This is a genomic window from Paenibacillus sp. RC21, from assembly GCF_044907935.1.
In the GTDB taxonomy this organism is placed as follows: Bacteria; Bacillota; Bacilli; order Paenibacillales; family Paenibacillaceae; genus Paenibacillus; species Paenibacillus terrae_A.
The window spans coordinates 297,743-312,794 of record NZ_JBIYCS010000002.1 but is presented as its reverse complement, the minus strand read 5'-3'; the positions used below and the strand labels follow the sequence as shown (position 1 = coordinate 312,794).

Annotated in this window: 16 protein-coding genes and 2 pseudogenes; 15 read left to right on the top strand and 3 right to left on the bottom strand. The window is 46.5% G+C overall.

The window, feature by feature from the left end:
• The first annotated feature begins 194 nt into the window (after positions 1–194).
• The 5 genes from spoIIM to ABIA61_RS06610 all read left to right on the top strand — a co-directional run bounded on the left by spoIIM (position 195) and on the right by ABIA61_RS06610 (position 3,818).
• Complete coding sequence (spoIIM, locus tag ABIA61_RS06630) at positions 195–848, top strand: stage II sporulation protein M (RefSeq protein WP_283657137.1); 654 nt, start codon at positions 195–197, stop codon at positions 846–848.
• A 102-nt stretch (positions 849–950) separates the two neighbouring features.
• Entirely contained in the window at positions 951–1,448 is a 498-nt protein-coding gene (gene fur, locus ABIA61_RS06625) for a ferric iron uptake transcriptional regulator (protein WP_137063517.1), read from the top strand.
• Between the two features lie 168 nt (positions 1,449–1,616).
• A complete protein-coding gene (locus ABIA61_RS06620; RefSeq protein WP_044647628.1) occupies positions 1,617–1,859 on the top strand; it encodes a YqzK family protein in 243 nt (80 codons plus the stop codon).
• A gap of 67 nt (positions 1,860–1,926) precedes the next feature.
• On the top strand, positions 1,927–2,871 hold the full coding sequence (xerD, locus tag ABIA61_RS06615; RefSeq protein WP_404580497.1) for a site-specific tyrosine recombinase XerD: 945 nt from the start codon (positions 1,927–1,929) through the stop codon (positions 2,869–2,871).
• Positions 2,872–2,993: 122 nt separating this feature from the next.
• Positions 2,994–3,818 carry a purine-nucleoside phosphorylase gene (locus ABIA61_RS06610; RefSeq protein ID WP_283652289.1) on the top strand — a complete coding sequence of 275 codons (825 nt, stop codon included), beginning with the start codon at positions 2,994–2,996 and terminating at the stop codon, positions 3,816–3,818.
• 36 nt (positions 3,819–3,854) lie between these two features.
• Here ABIA61_RS06610 and ABIA61_RS06605 read toward each other — a convergent pair whose 3' ends face one another.
• Positions 3,855–5,120 (bottom strand): O-antigen ligase family protein, encoded by a 1,266-nt coding sequence (locus ABIA61_RS06605; RefSeq protein WP_404580496.1) that lies wholly within the window; start codon positions 5,118–5,120, stop codon positions 3,855–3,857.
• A 203-nt stretch (positions 5,121–5,323) separates the two neighbouring features.
• Here ABIA61_RS06605 and ABIA61_RS06600 point away from each other — a divergent pair, with 203 nt between their 5' ends.
• Positions 5,324–6,982 (top strand): glycosyl hydrolase family 28-related protein, encoded by a 1,659-nt coding sequence (locus ABIA61_RS06600; protein WP_283652287.1) that lies wholly within the window; start codon positions 5,324–5,326, stop codon positions 6,980–6,982.
• A gap of 97 nt (positions 6,983–7,079) precedes the next feature.
• On the opposite strand, the gene ABIA61_RS06595 is transcribed toward ABIA61_RS06600, so the two are convergent.
• A complete protein-coding gene (locus ABIA61_RS06595) occupies positions 7,080–7,505 on the bottom strand; it encodes an aminotransferase class I/II-fold pyridoxal phosphate-dependent enzyme (protein ID WP_404580649.1) in 426 nt (141 codons plus the stop codon).
• A gap of 197 nt (positions 7,506–7,702) precedes the next feature.
• Here ABIA61_RS06595 and ABIA61_RS06590 point away from each other — a divergent pair, with 197 nt between their 5' ends.
• Complete coding sequence (locus ABIA61_RS06590) at positions 7,703–8,074, top strand: iron chaperone (RefSeq protein ID WP_283652286.1); 372 nt, start codon at positions 7,703–7,705, stop codon at positions 8,072–8,074.
• A 69-nt stretch (positions 8,075–8,143) separates the two neighbouring features.
• Here the strand turns inward: ABIA61_RS06590 and ABIA61_RS06585 are convergent, their stop codons facing one another.
• Positions 8,144–9,034: a LysR family transcriptional regulator gene (locus ABIA61_RS06585; RefSeq protein WP_044646823.1), complete on the bottom strand. Its 891-nt coding sequence runs from the start codon at positions 9,032–9,034 to the stop codon at positions 8,144–8,146.
• Between the two features lie 111 nt (positions 9,035–9,145).
• Here ABIA61_RS06585 and ABIA61_RS06580 point away from each other — a divergent pair, with 111 nt between their 5' ends.
• The 8 genes and pseudogenes from ABIA61_RS06580 (at position 9,146) to sigF (ending at position 14,887) form a co-directional block, all read left to right on the top strand.
• On the top strand, positions 9,146–10,531 hold the full coding sequence (locus ABIA61_RS06580) for an MFS transporter (protein ID WP_283652285.1): 1,386 nt from the start codon (positions 9,146–9,148) through the stop codon (positions 10,529–10,531).
• 340 nt (positions 10,532–10,871) lie between these two features.
• Positions 10,872–11,030: a hypothetical protein gene (locus ABIA61_RS06575; protein ID WP_283652284.1), complete on the top strand. Its 159-nt coding sequence runs from the start codon at positions 10,872–10,874 to the stop codon at positions 11,028–11,030.
• Positions 11,018–11,356 (top strand): annotated as a pseudogene (locus ABIA61_RS06570) (ABC transporter permease subunit); the annotation flags it as partial. The gene ABIA61_RS06575 and the pseudogene ABIA61_RS06570, both read left to right, overlap by 13 nt.
• Positions 11,349–11,615 (top strand): annotated as a pseudogene (locus ABIA61_RS06565) (ATP-binding cassette domain-containing protein); the annotation flags it as partial. The pseudogenes ABIA61_RS06570 and ABIA61_RS06565, both read left to right, overlap by 8 nt.
• A gap of 409 nt (positions 11,616–12,024) precedes the next feature.
• On the top strand, positions 12,025–13,218 hold the full coding sequence (locus ABIA61_RS06560) for a D-alanyl-D-alanine carboxypeptidase family protein (RefSeq protein WP_404580494.1): 1,194 nt from the start codon (positions 12,025–12,027) through the stop codon (positions 13,216–13,218).
• A gap of 96 nt (positions 13,219–13,314) precedes the next feature.
• Positions 13,315–13,668 (top strand): anti-sigma F factor antagonist, encoded by a 354-nt coding sequence (spoIIAA, locus tag ABIA61_RS06555; protein WP_014282157.1) that lies wholly within the window; start codon positions 13,315–13,317, stop codon positions 13,666–13,668.
• Complete coding sequence (spoIIAB, locus tag ABIA61_RS06550) at positions 13,665–14,120, top strand: anti-sigma F factor (RefSeq protein WP_014282156.1); 456 nt, start codon at positions 13,665–13,667, stop codon at positions 14,118–14,120. Before spoIIAA ends, spoIIAB begins: the two co-directional genes overlap by 4 nt.
• 11 nt (positions 14,121–14,131) lie before the next feature.
• Positions 14,132–14,887 (top strand): RNA polymerase sporulation sigma factor SigF, encoded by a 756-nt coding sequence (gene sigF, locus ABIA61_RS06545; protein WP_014282155.1) that lies wholly within the window; start codon positions 14,132–14,134, stop codon positions 14,885–14,887.
• The last annotated feature ends 165 nt before the right edge of the window (positions 14,888–15,052 follow it).

Here is a 15,052-nt window from a genome sequence, read left to right as displayed (position 1 = left end):
CCCCATAAAGTCATGTCCTATTAAAGTCATATCGGCGTCTGCTTGTTCATAACCATTAAATATATATGCCGTTGGCTTGGCACATCACTCGTGAATCTTCTTTTGCAGCGCAAGCTGTCCCGAACCCTAGCCATCAGCTGTCGGATTACGGTTGTTTTTTGGACAAACAAGCAGATGAAAGGGGCAGGACGCCGATGCAATGGTTTCGTCATACGTTAAAGGACCAAACGCCGTATTATGTTTTTTTGGCCGTGCTGTTTCTGGTGGGAGTCGTCTTTGGTGCACTGATGGTGAACGCTCTCTCGCTGGAGCAGCTTCAGGATTTGTCGCGTTATCTGAAGGATTTTTTTGTGACGGTTAATCAAAATGAGCAGGGCTTTGCTGGTTCGCAAGCGACCTCAACCTTTTGGGATAGTGTGTCTCTACATCTAAAATGGGTCGGTTTAATCTGGGTATGTGGTCTTTCGGTCATCGGTCTTCCTGGCATTCTCGTACTGAATTTCCTCAAGGGTGTGTTGATCGGATTTTCGGTAGGGTATATGGTAGGACAATATTCGTGGAAGGGGCTGTTATTTTCCCTCGTCTCCGTGGCTCCCCACAATTTAATCGTCATTCCGGTACTGCTCGTGTGCAGTGTGGCTGCGATGACCTTTTCCATTCATATGATCAAAACTAAAATACTCGCTACACGGCCATCTGACGGAATGCTGCGTCCGTTGCTGTCCTACGCAGGGCTGACCGCGGCAATGATGTTGCTCCTCGTTGGAAGCGCGTCCTTTGAAACTTGGATTACCCCGGTTATGATGCAGTGGGTTACTCCTATGCTGACTGCTTCCGTGTCTCCTTGACTCCGTTTCAAAATGTTTGACTTTATTTGTATAGACCCCCTATAATAATAGGAGTGAAAAAAAGTGCAGTGGGCAGTAGCTTTTGCAGGGGGAGGGAGACACATGGAAGCACGGATCGAAAAAATTAAGCAGCAGCTGCAATCCCAGGGCTACAAACTAACGCCTCAGCGGGAAGCCACCGTCAGAGTTTTACTTGAGAACGAAGATGATCATCTGAGTGCGGAAGATGTATTTATGCTCGTTAAAGAGAAAGCTCCCGAAATCGGTCTGGCAACCGTATACCGTACCCTAGAACTGCTAAGTGAACTGCACGTCGTGGAGAAAATCAATTTTGGTGATGGCGTTGCGCGTTATGACCTGCGCGGCGATACGACCAAGCATCACCACCACCATTTGATATGTGTGCAGTGCGGCAGTGTGGATGAAATACTGGAGGACTGGCTTGGACCGCTGGAAGAGCGTCTGGAACGGGAATATAACTTTACCGTAGTGGACCACCGTTTGGACTTTCACGGTATTTGTTATCGTTGCAAGGCGAAGAACGATACGACCGCCCAGAAATTTTTGGGTAAAACCAAGAAAAACAAATCTCAGGATTAATAAGCTGACAACCCAAGCTCTCACCGGCGAAGACGCGTTCGGGGGAGCTTTTTTGGGTTCAGGATCTGCTATACGACATTAAGCGGTATAAAAAGTAACAGCTTGTCATACCCTTCCATAGAGAGCCTTAATAGGCCCTATAATCTGGAAAAAAGGCGGCTGATTCACATGGTACTATCGTTGCGGAGAGGACTGAAATGGCTGCGTTTGGTCATACTGTTCGGGGCTTTGGCATGTATGTTCTACTATAGCCTTGGGTTATTCAGGGATTGGATTACACCTGTGGATCATTACCGGATACCGGAAGGACATGCAGTCAAGGTATTCGGCGGGCAGGAATTATCCGACGTATCCGAGCATAAGACGGCAGTGTCGGAGCGTTTACGTTTCTTTTACTGGTATGGAGAATAGTCCATGTAGACGCTGAGACTGATCCGACTGAACCGTTGTATGCAGGACAAGGAGACTTCTGGAACTCATGAAAATGTATATTCAACCTTTTGTTCGATATATGGAAGACGAAAAGGGCTTGTCGCCCAGCACATTGGAAGCGTATCAGCGGGACGTGCAGCAGTTTGTCGAGTTCGCTGAAAGCTGCGGCATTGAGCAGCCGGACAATATTCAACGCTCCCATCTGGTGCTGTATTTGGGACGTTTGAAGGAACAGAGAAAAGCCGCAGCGACGATTTCGCGCAGCGTAGCCTCTATCCGCTCCTTTTTCCATTTTCTCATTCGGGAGGGGATTACGGGGCATGATCCGTCTGTCTTGCTGGAGCTGCCGAAGGCCAACAAAAAGAAGCCTTCTGTGCTCACGCAGGATGAGATAGAGCGTCTGCTGGCAGCGCCGAATGTTTCCACCCCGCAAGGGGGACGGGACAAGGCGATGCTGGAACTGCTGTATGCGACAGGCATCCGTGTATCCGAGCTGATCGCCCTGAACGTGCGTGATGTACGCACCGATCTGCGTTTCGTTCACTGTGGCGGTGAGGTGGGGAAGGAGCGTGTCGTGCCGATCAGCCGTGAGGCATCGCAGTGGGCACAAGCGTATATGGACGAGCAGCGTGCGTTGTTGCTGCGGTCCGGGCAGGGTGAGGAGGCTCAGATAGAACAGGAAGCCTTGTTCCTCAATGTGTCCGGTCAGCGTCTCAGCAGACAGGGTTTCTGGAAAATGATCAAGAAGTATGGTCAGGAAGCAGGCATAAGCGGGGATATTACACCGCATACCCTGCGGCATTCTTTTGCGGTACATATGCTGGAGGGCGGAGCGGATTTGCGCTCCGTACAGGAGATGCTGGGCCATGCCGATCTGTCCACGACGCAGGTTTATGCGCAGACAGCCAAGCGAAGTATGAAGGAAGTATACGAAAAGCATCACCCGCACGGCGGCAATCGTCCGTCCAGCGACAGCAAGGATCGTATATGACGAGACGATTTACTAATGGTGATGATTGTAGTCATCATTATAGTAACGATCACAGTAATAACGATAACAGCAACTATAACAGCAACTATAACTAACGATTGTACAAGACAGGAGAGATATTGATGTCAACAGCCAACCAAGCTACGATCCAGGAAGCAGCAGATTATATCCGTGCCAAGAGCGGAATCCGTCCGGAAATCGGCCTTATTTTGGGCTCGGGTCTCGGCATTCTGGCCGATTTGATTCAGGATGGAATTAGTATTCCTTACCAGGATATCCCCCATTTTCCCGTATCGACGGTAGAAGGTCATGAAGGAGAATTGCTGCTAGGTACCATTGAAGGTCGCGCTGTAGTTATGATGAAGGGCCGCTTCCATATGTATGAGGGCTATGGCCCGCAGCTTACGGCTTTCCCGGTTCGGGTCATGAAGCAATTGGGTATTCAAAGTCTGCTGGTGACGAATGCGGCAGGCGGTGTCAATACGTCTTACGAGCCGGGCGATCTGATGGTTATCTCGGATCATCTCAATCTGACCGGACAAAATCCGCTGATTGGACCGAACGATGCGGCTCTGGGTGTTCGCTTCCCTGACATGTCAGAGGCATACAGCCGTCGCTTGCGCGAGATTGCCAAGCAAACCGCTGCTCAGCAGGGCTTCAGCTTGCAGGAAGGCGTATATGCCGGATTGCTGGGTCCAAACTATGAAACGCCTGCTGAAATCGTTATGCTGCGCACACTGGGTGCAGATGCAGTGGGTATGTCCACGGTGTCCGAGGTCATTGTAGCCCGTCATGCAGGCATTGAGGTGCTGGGCTTCTCCTGTATCACGAACATGGCGGCAGGCATTTTGGATCAGCCTCTGTCCCACGATGAAGTAATGGAGACAGCAGAGAAGGTACGTGAGAAATTTTTGAATCTCGTATTGGCGATTATTCCACAAATGTAGGTTGTCACATCCCAAGAACCCCGTTCCAAACGCCATTTAAGGCGTAGGAAAACGGGGTTCTTTTTTGCGTGCTGTTCGGTTGGTAGTTCCTAATGTGATGGAGGCGTGCTGTATGCCTTTCGTATTCGCCTTTTCTGCTACTGTCAGTCTATGCCGTTCCTGTACCTTAATCACAATAACAACGAATATGATCCAGTAGATGGCCAGAGAATTCAGAAAGCGGCTATCCGTAATATTGTTTAATACAATGAATAGGAAAAAGACAGCTGCCGTCAGCCATGTATACATATCGGTTTTACCGATTCTGAATTTAAATAAAGTGGTTATGGCGAGTGTAATGGTTGCCAACAGTCCTGTGAGGCCGATATCGATCCACAGATCCCGAAACCCGCTGTGACTGCTTGTCAGATCAAATCGGATTCCATTGGCATAGATGCTGGGCCGGTTTGCCCAGAAGGAACCGTAACCATGACCAAACCAGTAGTGACTGTCAATGGCGCCTGCAATCCCCTGCCAGATCTCTGTTCTTCCAGTCAAGGTTGTTGTCTTGCCGAATTCCAATGCAATCGCATCCCCGTAAATAAAGGCGAACACGAGACCCAAAAGCACAAGCAGGCAGGAGCTGCTAATGAAGAAACCACGCAGCGCAACGCTTCGGATTCTTTTGAATAGCAATATAAACAGGATGAACGTGAACAGGGAAGAAGTTAGCAGCAACGAGGTGGTAGATTGGCATTTGATGAGCAGTAAGGCATTCAGCAAAATAAAGCCAACATGCAAAGCTTTGCGTGTTCCCCTGAAAAAATAAATGACATGTGAAACAAAACATAGCAGAGAGAGCGTTCCCAGTGTGTTTTTATGACCGGAAATGCCTTTCCACAGCCCTGTATGTTCGACGCCCCCATGAATGGCAAAGGAGGGAACGAGCACTACCGCCAGTAGATTGAGTACGCTCAAAATACTTAACGTAATGACCAACAGGCGGATGCAGCCTTGCGTCGTATAATGGGTAACCAGATAAAGTCCGAAGGTGGAAAAAGTAACGAATTTAAGCACCATCAGCATGGATGAGGTCTGTTCCTGTTCAGCCCATAAACAGGAGGCAGCTATGTACATCATGAGCAAGGTCAGCAACGGATTATCAGCCAAGGTTGCGATCAGTGGCTTTAGCGAGGGCAACAGCATCAGATAGCTAAACAACAGGATAAGCAGGGAAATTGCGATCACTCTGGGAGACAAGCCCTGACAGGCATAAGGAATGGAAAAAGCCAGTAAACCGACCACTGTAAGGACAGTCTTCACACATTCACCACCCGGATACGATATGTATCTATTTTATACAAAATGTATCTTTTTGTGCAATAATAAAATTTTTTATTTTCATTTTCTCAAGTGTAGAGCAAGCTGTCCCGTGCATATACTCAGTCCATGCTAAGAAAATGCAAAATCCTTCAGCTCTGTCTGAAAGATATATTTTCAAAGTTTTTATAAATGGGGGTGTTCGGGTGACGGATCGTTTCACAGATCGTTTGAAGTTGAATTTGAGTGGTACGGGCACAGAGCTAACGCCGCAGCAATTAAATGAAAACTTTAAAAGCATTGAAAAGGAATTCATCCAACGTAGTGTAAATGCTAGCTGGTTTGGAGCAGTAGGTGACGGTGTCCAGGACGATACGGCAGCTTTGCAGGAACTGATCAATAAGACTCCCGACTATTCCATACTTCATATCCCAAGTGGACGATACAAAATAACCTCCACCCTTCAGATTCGCAAACAGGGCGTACGCATTTTTGGCATTCATAAGGGCAGATACCGACAGGGTAAGGGGGTTACGTCGATTGAATACTATGGTACGGGTCCTTGTTTTCAAATTGGAGACGAGAGTCTTCCATCGTTTAGCGGCTTTCAAAATGTGCAGTTTCATGACCTGGCCATCCGGTACGAAGGGACGGATCGAGCAGCATTAAATAATCCTTTTTCTCAGGAAGTAAAGCGCGGATATTATGGAAAAGGTACTTTAGGCATTCAAGATTGGAAGGGCGGCGGAGTTACGCTGGATAATGTGTTGATTGAGCATTTTGAGACGGCTTTTTGGGGCTACGAAAGCGATGTGGATTTATTTAATTGTACGGAGATTAATTACAATAAAACGGGTATTCACTTGCAGAACAGAAGTTCACAGTTTACCAGCCTTGCGCTTTTTACACTGGGGAATGATACGGCGCTTGATCTGAATAGCTCCAATGGGGCCAGATTTTTAGCCAGCCAGCACATTAAGGACGGAAGCTCAAGTGATATACCCATTCGAATTGATGATTTTATGAATGCCGAATTTATAGGCTGCTGGTTTGAGGGGCTAAGCTTAGAACATAGAGTGACGGTTCCGTCTTTTATTCAAATTGGGGCCACGAAGGAGACGAAGAATGTCGCTCTTCGCGACTCCATTTTAGCCATCGCGGACAAATTCAGGGACAAAAACGACGACAACTACTGGTCAGTATGTGACTATTTTGTAGATGTGGTCATTGGTAAAAAAATTTTAGTGGATGAGGTGGGTGGATATCCACGCAATTTGAGGAATCTGGTTTCCTTCTCCGGCAGTTCATCCACTCAGCAGGCGACGCTTCGTTCGCATTTGGATTTCAATTACGTGGATAACCGTTATTATAAAAACAACGGGACAGGGCAGGCTTTGCTGCTAGTAGAGAAATATTCGAACAACGGAATCGAGCATTTGGATAAAACCTTTGTCAAAGCCTATCTGGGAGCAAGACAAAATATCCTCGCAGGCAGTTGGCAGAAGGTAAACTTCAACCAGATCAGCTATGATGAACTGACCGAGTTTGAGGCAACGGGCAGCCGTTGGCGGGCCAAACAAGCCGGGAAGTACAGAATACAAGCCTATATTTCGACAGATCCTCAAGTGGATGGCAATCGTACACGGCTGGCGCTCCATGTGAATGATGAACAGGTTGCCGGCAGCTCGGCGTATGCTTATCTTGATGATCGGGTGATTGGCGGGCCGAACTACAGTGCTTTGAGTGGAACGATTGAACTGAAGCTGGAGGCCGATTCTTTCATTGATATACGGGTGTTCAGCCAAAATAAAACGGATATTTTACCGGGTGGAGGACTTACGTATCTCACGATCAGCCGAATGTAAGTCGCTTTCAAGTAGACGATAGACGTTCTTTCATTTTTGGGTAGTAATTGCTGTGAAACTTCCTTTAGATGTTTAATGCGCTCATGGTACAAGGATTTCATCTGCTTTGCATAATGATCGTACATACCCGACTCATATAATTCTCAAGCAGACCTTGGGATAGCACTGAGGTGCTTAAACCCGCTGTATGTTTGTGCCATTGCATTAATGGAATTAGTGAATTGGGGACAACGGCAGCAGAAATCCTTAATCCAGGCAACAGCACTTTGGAGAAACTTCTGAGATAAATGACATGACTGGCCCCATGATACGCGTGTATTGGATCAGCTTTACTGTTTGTTTCCAGATCTGATAGATAATTGTCTTCAACGATGTAAACGTCATAGGCTTTGGCGAGTTCTGCCAGTCGTTGCTTATTTTTTGCCGTGTACGGAGTTCCTAACGGATTATGGAAACGTGGGATAGTATAAAAAAATTTAATCATATTGCTTTGAAAATTATGCTCTAAAGCTGCCCAATCAATCTCATCTTGAGTTCTTTCGAAACCAATGACGGTTTAGTTTTGTTTTGGAGTGCAACAACGAAGAAAATCAATATCGTTACTTCTGCTGCTTATATTGAGTCATAACCAGTATATTATTTCAACCCTTTGGTAAATCTGGACCAGAGGGTTTTTCAAGATTAAGTATGCGAATTAAATCTGGGTTAGGAGAAGATCACATGGACGTTTTTGCAGAATATCTAGCACGAATTGATAACCTGGGACATCGGGATCGAACGGAAGAAATTCTAGAGTGGATTACAAAGAAGTACCCACATTTAGTACCAAAAATAGCGTGGAATCAGCCCATGTTTACCGATCATGGCACATTTATTATTGGATTTAGTGTATCCAAACATCATTTGGCTGTGGCGCCTGAAAAGGCTGGGATTAATCATTTTTCCAATGAAATTGCGAAGGCCGGTTATGATCACACCAAGGAGTTGGTGCGTATCCGGTGGGATGGGCCGGTTGATTTCTCATTACTGGAAAGAATGATTGAATTCAATATTACGGAGAAGGCAAACTGTTCAACTTTTTGGCGGAAATAGGCATAGCGGATACCCTAAAAGAAAAGACCCCGCTCTCACATACAATGGAGAGCGGGGTCTTCGGGATGGTCATTCATCAATTGGTTTGGACATTGCACCGAAATAGTCTATAACAACGCTGCGAAACGCGATAGCTGCTTTCGAGATATATCTGTTTTTTTGCGACAATAAAGCAATCTCCCGCACAAGTCTCTGATCTTCTATCGGAAGATATGCAATGCGTTGCTGTGGGTTTCTTGCTGTACTTGGTATAAAGGCAAGCCCAATCTCCGCTTCCACTAGTGCGATTAATCTTGCAGGCTCATCTCCTTCATATACATACTTCGGTACAAACCCGACTGATTGGCATTTGGAGTCCACCAGATCACGAATGCCGTATCCTTTTTTCACACCCACAAACCACTCATCCTTAAGCTCTGCTAATGTGATGCTGCTTCGATCCGCATATCGATGACCAAGAGGCACCGCTACTACGATGGGGTCCTCGAATAGGATCTGACAGTCGATATCATCACCTTGGATCGGAGGAGAGGACAGGCAAAAATCGATCTCCCCTCGATGAAGAAGTGTAGACATGTCTTCCAAATTTACCATTTGTACATGAAACTGGGTGTTCGGCTTATTTTTCCGGAATTCCCGCAAGATACCTGGCAATGTGCTTGCTGTGGTGACCGCCAATTGGAGTGTACCGTGATCCGGGTTGGAGAGGTCAGCAATTTCCTGCTTTCCCTGTTCCAATTCGAATAGGGCTTTTTCGGTCCGGCGAAGGAATGTTCTTCCGAATTCGTTTAGCCGCAGCTTTCTGCCCAATCGATCAAATAACGGTGAACCCAAGTCATCCTCCAATCGCTGTATCGTTTTGCTCAGTGAGGATTGAGTGACATGCAACTTACCCGCAGCTTCCGTAACATGTTCACACCGGGCTAACGTCAGAAAATAGCGTAGCTGAAGAAGCTCCATTTCGCACCACTCTCTTATTCCTTTTAGTTCATCAAATCATAACATAAAATGCGTTGGAATAAATAACAGGATTCCATTAAGATGATCAGAGAAGAAGGGGGTATATACAAAATGAACGCTCGAAATATATGGTTAATGATATCTGTCGGCTTGGGAATCATGCTGAATCCGTTAAATTCCTCCATGATATCTATAGCCATTGCAAGACTGCAACATGTGTATCAACTTGATGTTACGACCGTTTCGTGGATTATTTTTTCCTTTTACATTGCGAGTGCTGTAGCTCAACCGGTCATGGGCAAGTGCAGTGATCTGTTCGGCCGCAGAAAGATATTCCTTATCGGTCTGGTTGTTGTCTTCGTTTCCTCCATGTTAGCTCCGTTATCTCCTGGCTTTTCTTGGCTCATCGTATTCCGGATCGTTCAATCTGTCGGCACAAGCATGATGGTAGCCGTCGGAATGGCGATTGTAAGAATCCATGTTACTGAGAAACAGGCAGCCGCCTTGTCTGTCCTTGCGATGTTCCTATCCGGAGCAGCAGCGGTAGGCCCTTTTATTGGTGGTGTAATGATTCATTGGTGGGACTGGCCCAGCATATTCCTTGTTAATATTCCATTTGTAATCGCAAGCTTTATCTTCGCCTGGAAAACCATTCCCAAAGAGGAGTCATTCAAATCCACCTCTGGTGACATGTCCATCAGGAAATGGCTCCTGCTGATTGATGCGCCGGGCATACTCTTGTTCACAGTCGCTTTGGTGACTCTGCTAATTAGCTTGCTTTCAGTCAAATCAACCGGACATCTTTCAACATGGCACCTTATGGTAGGGGGGATCGGTTTGATTGCATTAGCAACTTTTATACGACATGAATTGAAAACACCATCCCCCTTTATTCCTCTGCGGGCATTTGCTACATATCCCGAAATGACCTGGGTGAATGTACAATTTATGCTGGTTAACACTCTTTTTTACGCTCTGTTTTTTGGAATACCGTCTTATTTGCAGCAAGTACGTCATCTTAACGAAATTCATACAGGAATAATTATGCTAACCCTCGGTTTATGTTCACTTATCAGTTCTCCTCTCGCAGGACGCTGGATCGACAAATCTGGAACGCGGCTGGCTTTAATCCTTTCTGCAGTGTTAATGACATTCGGGTCCGTATTAATCATCACCTTGAATGAAGCTTCGCCGATGTTCAGTGTAATCCTCGCCTTGGCTGTATTTGGTATAAGTAACGGATTGAATAGCGTCGGCATGCAGGCTGCCCTGTTCAAGAGCACACCAAAAGAAATGATTGGTGTCTCCTCGGGTATTTTTAATACTTCGCGATACCTCGGTACCATTTTGTCGTCATTGTTAATCGGAATCATCATGGGAGATACGTTCAGTGTAATGGGAATCCACTTGCTAGGGGTCATCCTTACTTTATTTTCCACATCTTTGATCATCATGAACTTACGTCCCCAGCGATCCTCGGGCACGCAAGCGTTATAGTTCGGACATAATCAGGATTCAACGTCGAATTAGAACCGCCGCAATGGCGGTTTTTTTGTTTTGAGCTATTTAAAACATCGGATATTCGTCCAATCCTTAGGTGAGGAAGGTAGTCACTTTTCACTTATGATGCCTGTTTAATACAAACAGCCACTTTTTTTAAACGAAATTTAAGATACGTATTAATACAGGGTAAAGTTGGCCTTCTATACTTGCATCTGTGCTTCACAATCCATTCGAGGGAGAGATTTATATCAACCATTCAAGTTCATTAACATCAAATCTAATCAGAAAAACAGCAGTCAGCAAACTCGCTCTGGTTCTGACAACATGCCCAATCATGAGTACGGGTAGCGCTACCGCTAAACCATCTCCTGTATCTGCCATTTCACAAGCCACAGGGGATGCTGAAGCTCAGGCGCTTACTCAATACCGAATTCAAGCCCGGCTGGACGAGAAGAAGATGACCTTGCAGGGGAGTGCATCTTTGGCTTTATGAAAGTGGGACAAAATAAGTTCCTTCGTGGTGTTGCTACCGTATTTGTGGATATCTTCCGCGGGGGAATTCAATCGGTTGATCGTGGACAGATGGAAGCCGCCCGTTCCCTGGGACTTCCTTATCGTAAAGCTATGATGAAGATCGTAATTCCTCAGGCAATACGGATTATGATCCCTTCATTTATTAATTAGATGGTTATTACATTGAAAGATACGTCGATCTTATCCGTCATTGGCCTTGTGGAGTTGACGCAATCAGGTAAGATTGTCATCATAACATTGACTAAAATTGCTGACTATCTGGAGGTGAAGGTTCGTCGTGGGTAAAATTAAGGTTGAAGGATTAAAGAAAAGTTTTGGCACGAATCAGGTTCTGAAAGGAAATCGATATGTCGGTCACCGAAGGTGAAGTTGTCTGTGTCACAAAGCACGCGAGAATATTGGTATGGTGTTTCAGCATTTCAACCTGTTTCCTCATTTCAGTGTACTAAAAAATATCATGTTTGCACCCAGAGAACTCGGGATATTAAATGAACGGGAAGCGCGCGATACAGCACTGCGTTTACTTGAGCGGGTTGGTACCAAGTTTGCTGTGCGTACGATTTCTGAGGGTCTGCGTAAAGAGGAGTATGCCAACAATATTCGTACAACAATTATATCGCAAGGAATGGTTACGACTAACCTTCGGATGTAGCTATTAATAAAATGATCATTCGCCCTACAAGTCAATAGCGGTAATCTAAAAAGAATACTGTCTGCTTAGAGATGAGAATTTGTATAAACGGATAAAAAGTCTTTTTGAAATAAAAGGGTACAGTTTAATTTTGGAAAATCTGCACCATGCTGACTCAGCTTGGTGCTATTTGATGTTTTCAGGTGTATGGAATATTTTTCATCCAATCTGACGACAATGGTTAGCAGCACGCGAATAGGCCGGAGGAGTAAGCTTACGGGCTCCGGTTCTTTACGCCAATATGTTGAGGAGGGAACCGATTGTGAAGAAAAAAGTGGTAGTGTTCATCCTGGCTTGTCTTGTAGCCTTGACTGCTGTCCCCGTCGGCGGTTGGGCCGAGGAAAGCAAACCTGAAAGCAAGCCCAAGGAGGGTTCTGCGGCTGAGCTGGCTCCCGAGGCTCTCTCAGCGATCCTGATGGATGCGGATACGGGTACAGTCATCTATGAAAAAAATAGCCGTGAAAAGCTTCCTCCGGCGAGTATTACCAAAATTATGACTATGCTGCTGACGATGGAGGCTATTCATGATGGCAAACTCAAGCTGACCGACAAAGTACGGGCCAGCGAATATGCGGCTTCGATGGGCGGATCGCAAATTTTTCTGGAGCCCGGAGAAGAAATGACGGTCGATGAGATGCTTAAGGGAGTGGCGATGGCTTCCGGCAACGATGCTTCCGTGGCGATGGCTGAGAAAATTGCGGGCTCTGAGCAGGCTTTTGTCGAATTGATGAATGCCAAGGCGCAGCAGCTTGGTTTAAAGGATACCCATTTTGCCAATTGCAACGGTTTGCCGGTAAAAAATCACTATTCTTCTGCGCATGATATTGCGGTCATGAGCCGTGAACTGCTGAAATATCCTCAAATTACAAAATATACAGGAGCGTATCAGGACTATTTACGCAAATCCTCGGCCAAGCCGTTTTGGTTGGTGAATACGAATAAGCTGGTTCGTTTCTATACAGGAGCGGACGGGCTGAAAACAGGCTATACAGGGGAAGCGAAATTTTGCCTTTCCGCTACTGCCAAGCGTGATGGTATGCGTGTAGTCGCTGTCGTACTTGGCGAACCGAATACTAAAACACGTAACAATGAAGTATCTTCCATGTTCGATTATGCTTTTTCCCAATACACGATGAAATCAGTGTACAAGCCGGGTGACCTGCTGGGAAGCGTGAAAGTCGAGAAGGGTGTACTGCCGGAGCTGAAAATTCAGGCAGATCGTTCCTACAGTGTTCTGGTGAAAAAGGGAGGAACTAAGGAAACACTGCGTCATGAGCTGCAACTCGCTCCAAGTCTGAAAGCTCCTGTCCGTGCAGGTGATCCGGTCGGCAAGCTGGTTGTCTATCAGGATGGTAAACGGCTCAAGGAGTTTAACATAACCGCACCCGTAGCGGTGGAGAAGGCTGGATGGTGGAAATTGTTTAAACGTACCATGTCGAATCTGTTTTCTTTGTAGATTTTAAGGGGTTTTCTTCTAGTTTTGTCGGAGGGCAGGAATCGTCTGCGGCTGCGTAGAAATCCTTGTCCAAGACCGGGAGGAGAGTGAGTAAGCATGAACCTGCAAATTGAAATGGAGCATCACCGGGGGGTGCTGATTGTAAGGCTGTCCGGTGAGCTTGATCACCATACGTCGGACATGGTCCGTATGCAAATGGATGAGGCGATTCAGCGCCGCCAATGCGAGCATATCGTGCTCAGCTTGAAGAATCTCCAGTTTATGGACAGCTCCGGCCTTGGCGTTATCTTGGGACGTTACAAGCTGATTAAACAAAAGGGCGGGAAGATGGCTGTCTGTGATGTCAATCCGCCGGTACACCGACTGCTGGATATGTCAGGCTTGTTTAAAATCATGCCTGTATATGAAAACGAGGGAAATGCGCTCACGGAACTGGAGGTGGTGTCATGAGAGAAAGTACAGGAAACAATTTCATGAGCTTGCAGTTTGCCGCCAAATCCGAGAATGAAGCGTTTGCCCGCGTCGCTGTCGCTGCCTTTATTTCCCGGCTTGATCCGACGATGGACGAGCTAAGCGATCTGAAAACCGTGGTGTCCGAGGCGGTGACGAACAGTATTATTCACGGCTATGACAGCGATCCGTCTGGAGTCGTGACGATCAAGGTTGGGATTGAAACGGACGTGGTAACATTGGTGATTGAAGATGCAGGAAGAGGGATTGAGGATTTGGAGCTGGCGAAGCAGCCACTGTATACGTCGAAGCCTGAATTGGAACGGTCCGGCATGGGTTTCACCATTATGGAAAATTTCATGGATGAGTTTGAAGCAGTCAGTGAGCCGGGCGGAGGCACGTCGGTCCGGATGAAGAAAAGGATTGAATCCAAGAAAGCTTTATATAATTAGGGGTTGATCCTATGGAAGCAGGAGGAAAAAAAACTTCGAACAGCTATTTGGAGGATGCGGAAGTCAAACGGCTCATTGCACTGAGTCAATCCGGTGATAATGATGCCCGTGAGACGCTGGTCAATAGTAATATCCGGCTCGTATGGTCTGTCGTGCAGCGCTTTATGAACCGGGGATATGAACCTGACGATCTTTTTCAGATCGGCTGCATCGGTTTGTTAAAATCGGTGGACAAATTCGATCTAAGCTATGAAGTCAAATTTTCAACGTATGCGGTCCCGATGATTATTGGGGAAATTCAACGTTTTCTACGCGATGACGGCACGCTTAAGGTTAGCCGCTCCCTCAAGGAGACGGCCAATAAGGTCCGCAAAATGAAGGACGAGCTGTCCAAACGGCTGAACCGTTTACCTACGATCAAGGAAGTCGCAGATGAACTGGGAGTTACACCAGAAGATGTTGTTTTTGCCCAAGAGGCTAACAAGCCGCCAACCTCGATTCACGAAACGGTGTTCGAAAATGACGGCGATCCGATTACGCTTATGGACCAGATTGCAGATGAATCGCAGGAGCGGTGGTTCGACAAGCTGGCATTGAATGAGGCTATAGGGGGGCTGACTGAGCGGGAACGGCTCATTGTATATCTGCGTTATTATCGCGATCAGACCCAATCGGAGGTCGCAAGCCGACTTGGTATTTCCCAGGTGCAGGTATCGCGGCTGGAAAAAAAGATTTTGCAGTCGATTCGCGATCAGATTGCTCAATAATATCGGTTAGGAATTTTGCTAAATCCTCATGCCTGTGTAATTCAAAAGGGTATTCCCAAGCCATGTTAATGGTCAGGAATACCCTTTTTGCGTGGAGAAAAAGAAAGTGCACGGAATATGTTTCTTGGCTTCGCCTCATACTAAGGTAATTACGAGGATAAGGAG